Origin of the sequence: Enterobacter sp. ZOR0014, assembly GCF_000798855.1 — a bacterium.
Taxonomy (GTDB): Bacteria; Pseudomonadota; Gammaproteobacteria; order Enterobacterales; family Enterobacteriaceae; genus Enterobacter; species Enterobacter kobei.
In genome coordinates this window covers 1-3,474 of the sequence record NZ_JTLF01000345.1, presented here as the reverse complement: position 1 = coordinate 3,474, position 3,474 = coordinate 1, and the positions used below count along the sequence as shown (strand labels likewise).

General features: G+C 57.5%; 4 protein-coding genes and 1 pseudogene. 4 read left to right on the top strand and 1 reads right to left on the bottom strand.

The window, feature by feature from the left end:
• From L977_RS24595 to coaD, 4 genes and pseudogenes are all read left to right on the top strand, one after another.
• Nucleotides 1-114 (top strand): annotated as a pseudogene (locus L977_RS24595) (glycosyltransferase); the annotation flags it as partial.
• Between the two features lie 65 nt (nucleotides 115-179).
• Nucleotides 180-1,454, top strand: coding sequence for a lipid IV(A) 3-deoxy-D-manno-octulosonic acid transferase (gene waaA / locus L977_RS19760; RefSeq protein ID WP_014881988.1), 1,275 nt, complete (start codon nucleotides 180-182; stop codon nucleotides 1,452-1,454).
• Entirely contained in the window at nucleotides 1,454-2,224 is a 771-nt protein-coding gene (locus L977_RS19755; RefSeq protein WP_047626735.1) for a glycosyltransferase family 2 protein, read from the top strand. The genes waaA and L977_RS19755 overlap by 1 nt, the downstream gene beginning before the upstream one ends.
• 3 nt (nucleotides 2,225-2,227) lie before the next feature.
• Complete coding sequence (coaD, locus tag L977_RS19750; RefSeq protein ID WP_047626734.1) at nucleotides 2,228-2,707, top strand: pantetheine-phosphate adenylyltransferase; 480 nt, start codon at nucleotides 2,228-2,230, stop codon at nucleotides 2,705-2,707.
• A 2-nt stretch (nucleotides 2,708-2,709) separates the two neighbouring features.
• Here coaD and mutM read toward each other — a convergent pair.
• Nucleotides 2,710-3,474: bifunctional DNA-formamidopyrimidine glycosylase/DNA-(apurinic or apyrimidinic site) lyase (gene mutM, locus L977_RS19745; protein WP_047626733.1), on the bottom strand; the 765-nt coding region annotated here is incomplete at its 5' end.

Here is a 3,474-nt window from a genome sequence, read left to right as displayed (position 1 = left end):
AAAGAGTTCTTTGATACCGGGATCTGGAAGCTTATCTGGAAAAGTGCTAAAAGTCCGCGTTTGCGCTGGCGTCTGGGTCGACGCTACTTCCGTTTAAAACGGTATCTGGCATAAGAGATAGCTTTAGCACGCTTAAATGCTTAGAATTTCCCGGCCGAAACTAAAAAACGGATAATCGCTTGGAATTGTTGTATACCGCCCTGCTCTACATCATTCAGCCACTGGTGTGGCTGAGACTGTTGCTTCGTAGCCGTAAAGCGCCTGCGTACCGTAAACGCTGGGCTGAGCGCTATGGCTTTTGCCGCAATAAAGTCGCCCCGGACGGTATTCTGCTGCATTCCGTTTCTGTTGGTGAAACGCTGGCAGCGATCCCACTGGTTCGCGCCCTGCGTCACCGCTACCCGTCGCTGCCCATCACCGTCACGACGATGACTCCGACCGGCTCAGAGCGCGCGTTATCCGCCTTTGGCAAAGACGTTCATCACGTCTACCTCCCTTACGATCTGCCCTGCGCCATGAATCGTTTCCTGAATACCGTTCGCCCGAAACTGGTGATCGTGATGGAAACTGAACTGTGGCCGAACATGATTTCCGCCCTGCATGCCCGTAAAATTCCACTGGTGATTGCCAACGCGCGCCTGTCAGAGCGCTCGGCGAAAGGCTACGGCAAGCTGGGTAAATTTATGCGCCGTCTCCTGAGCAAAATCACCCTGATTGCCGCGCAAAACGAAGAAGATGCCGCACGCTTTATCGCGCTGGGCCTGAAACGCAACCAGCTTGCGGTAACGGGCAGCCTGAAATTTGATATTTCTGTTACCCCTGAACTCGCCGCCCGCGCGATCACGCTGCGTCGCCAGTGGGCCCCGCGTCGTCAGGTCTGGATTGCAACCAGTACCCATGATGGCGAAGAAGAGATCATCCTGCAGGCGCACCGCAAGCTGCTGGAAAAATTCCCTGATTTACTGCTGATCCTCGTTCCCCGCCATCCGGAGCGTTTTAAAGATGCCCGTGAAATGGTGCAGAAAGGCGGCTTCAGCTTCACCTTGCGCAGCAGCGGTGAGATCCCTTCCGGCAGCACCCAGGTGGTGATTGGCGATACGATGGGCGAGCTGATGTTGCTGTACGGCATTGCCGACCTCGCCTTTGTCGGCGGCAGCCTGGTGGAACGCGGCGGCCATAACCCGCTCGAGCCAGCTGCGCACGCCATTCCGGTGCTGATGGGTCCGCACACGTTTAACTTCAAAGATATCTGCGCCAAATTGCAGCAGGCCGATGGTTTAATTACCGTGACCGACGCGGACTCCGTCGTCAAAGAGGTGTCGACCCTTCTGACGGACGAAGATTATCGTCTGTGGTACGGTCGCCATGCCGTCGAAGTGCTGCATCAGAACCAGGGCGCACTCACCCGTCTTCTGCAGCTTCTGCAACCTTATCTGCCTCAGCGGAGCCACTAATGTCAACGCGTCTGTCGGTCGTGATGATCGCCAAAAACGCCGCCGACCTGCTTCCGGACTGCCTGGCTTCGATCGCCTGGGCTGACGAAATCGTCGTCCTTGACTCCGGCAGCACGGACAACACGGTGGACGTTGCCCGCGCAGCGGGTGCAAAGATCTTTATCAATACGGACTGGCAAGGCTATGGCATCCAGCGCCAGCGCGCGCAAAAGTATGCTACCGGTGATTACGTGTTGATGATCGACACCGACGAGCGTGTCACCCCGGAACTCCAGCAAGCCATTCAGACCGTGCTTGCCGCGCCGCAGCCCGAAGCGGTCTACAGCATTGCCCGTCGTAACTATTTCCTGGGCCGTTTTATGCGCCACAGCGGCTGGTATCCTGACCGCGTAATGCGCCTCTATGAGCGCGAGCGCTATCAGTACAACGACAACCTGGTCCACGAGTCACTGGCCTGCGACAGCGCCCGGCAGATCCCCCTGACGGGCGATTTGCTACACCTGACCTGCCGCGATTTCGCCAGCTTCCAGCGTAAACAGCTCAGCTATGCCACTGCGTGGGCGCAGGAACGCCACCAGCGCGGCAAGAAGGCCACGCTGACCGGCATCTTCACCCATACGCTGGGCGCGTTTCTGAAAACGTTGCTGCTGCGTGGCGGGGTGCTGGACGGTAAGCAGGGCTGGTTACTGGCGGTGGTGAATGCCCAGTATACTTTCAACAAATACACCGAGCTGTGGGCGCTCTGCCGCGGCTACTCAGAGAAAACGTGAGCCATGAGCACAAAAGCGATTTATCCGGGTACCTTCGATCCGATCACCAACGGTCATCTTGATATCATCACCCGTGCGGCGTGCATGTTCGACACGGTGATTCTGGCGATTGCCGCCAGTCCCAGCAAGAAACCCATGTTTGACCTCGACGAGCGTGTTGCACTTGCCCGCGTTGCGATTGCGCACCTGCCGAATGTAGAGGTAGTGGGCTTCAGCGACCTGATGGCAAACTTCGCCCGTGCCCAGCAGGCAAACATCCTGATTCGCGGGTTACGCGCAGTGGCAGACTTCGAGTATGAGATGCAGCTGGCGCACATGAACCGCCACCTGATGCCGGAACTGGAAAGCGTATTCCTGATGCCGTCCAAAGAGTGGTCGTTTATCTCGTCCACGCTGGTAAAAGAGGTGGCTCGCCATCATGGGGACGTTACCCACTTCCTGCCGGTAAACGTCCACCAGGCGTTGCTAGAAAAGCTAAAGTAGCGCTATTTCTGACACTGACGGCAGTAGAACGTGGCGCGCTGTGCATGCTTCGTGGCAATAACTGGCGTTCCGCAGACTCTGCATGGCTCACCTTTACGGCCATACACCTGCAGCTCCTGAGCAAAATAGCCCGGCTTGCCGTCGCTTTGCAGGAAATCCTTCAGCGTGGTTCCGCCCTGCTCAATCGAGCGCAGCAATACCGCTTTAATCACTCTGACCAGCAGTTCGCACTCCTGAGCCGACAGTGAAGAGGCCAGCCGATCGGGATGGATCCCGGCGGCAAACAGCGATTCGCTGGCATAGATATTCCCCACGCCGACCACCAGCTTGTTATCCATCAGCCAGGGCTTAATCGGGCTCTTCTTCTTCGCGCACTTCGCTTTCAGGTATTCCGCATTAAACGCGTCTGAGAGCGGCTCCGGGCCCAGATGCGCCAGCACATTGTGCCCGTCCAGCTCTTTAGTCCACAGCCACGCGCCAAAGCGCCGTGGGTCGGTGTAACGCAGCACTTTGCCGTTGCTCATCACCAGATCGACGTGGTCGTGCTTTTCCGCGGGCAGTTCTTCAGTAAGGATGCGCAGGCTCCCGGACATCCCCAGATGGATGATAATCCAGCCGTCAGGCAGCTCCAGCAGCAGGTATTTCGCGCGGCGCTGCACGCTAAGCACGGGTTTATCGCTTAACGCGTGGATCTCATCGGACACCGGCCAGCGCAGACGTCCATTGCGAACGACAGCATGAAGAATCGTCGCGCCGACCAGATGTTC

Bases quoted from the DNA above. Each gene is read 5' to 3' on its own strand.
- L977_RS19755 (WP_047626735.1), top strand. From the start codon at position 1,454: ATGTCAACGCGTCTGTCGGTCGTGATGATCGCCAAAAACGCCGCCGAC.
- coaD (WP_047626734.1), top strand. From the start codon at position 2,228: ATGAGCACAAAAGCGATTTATCCGGGTACCTTCGATCCGATCACCAAC.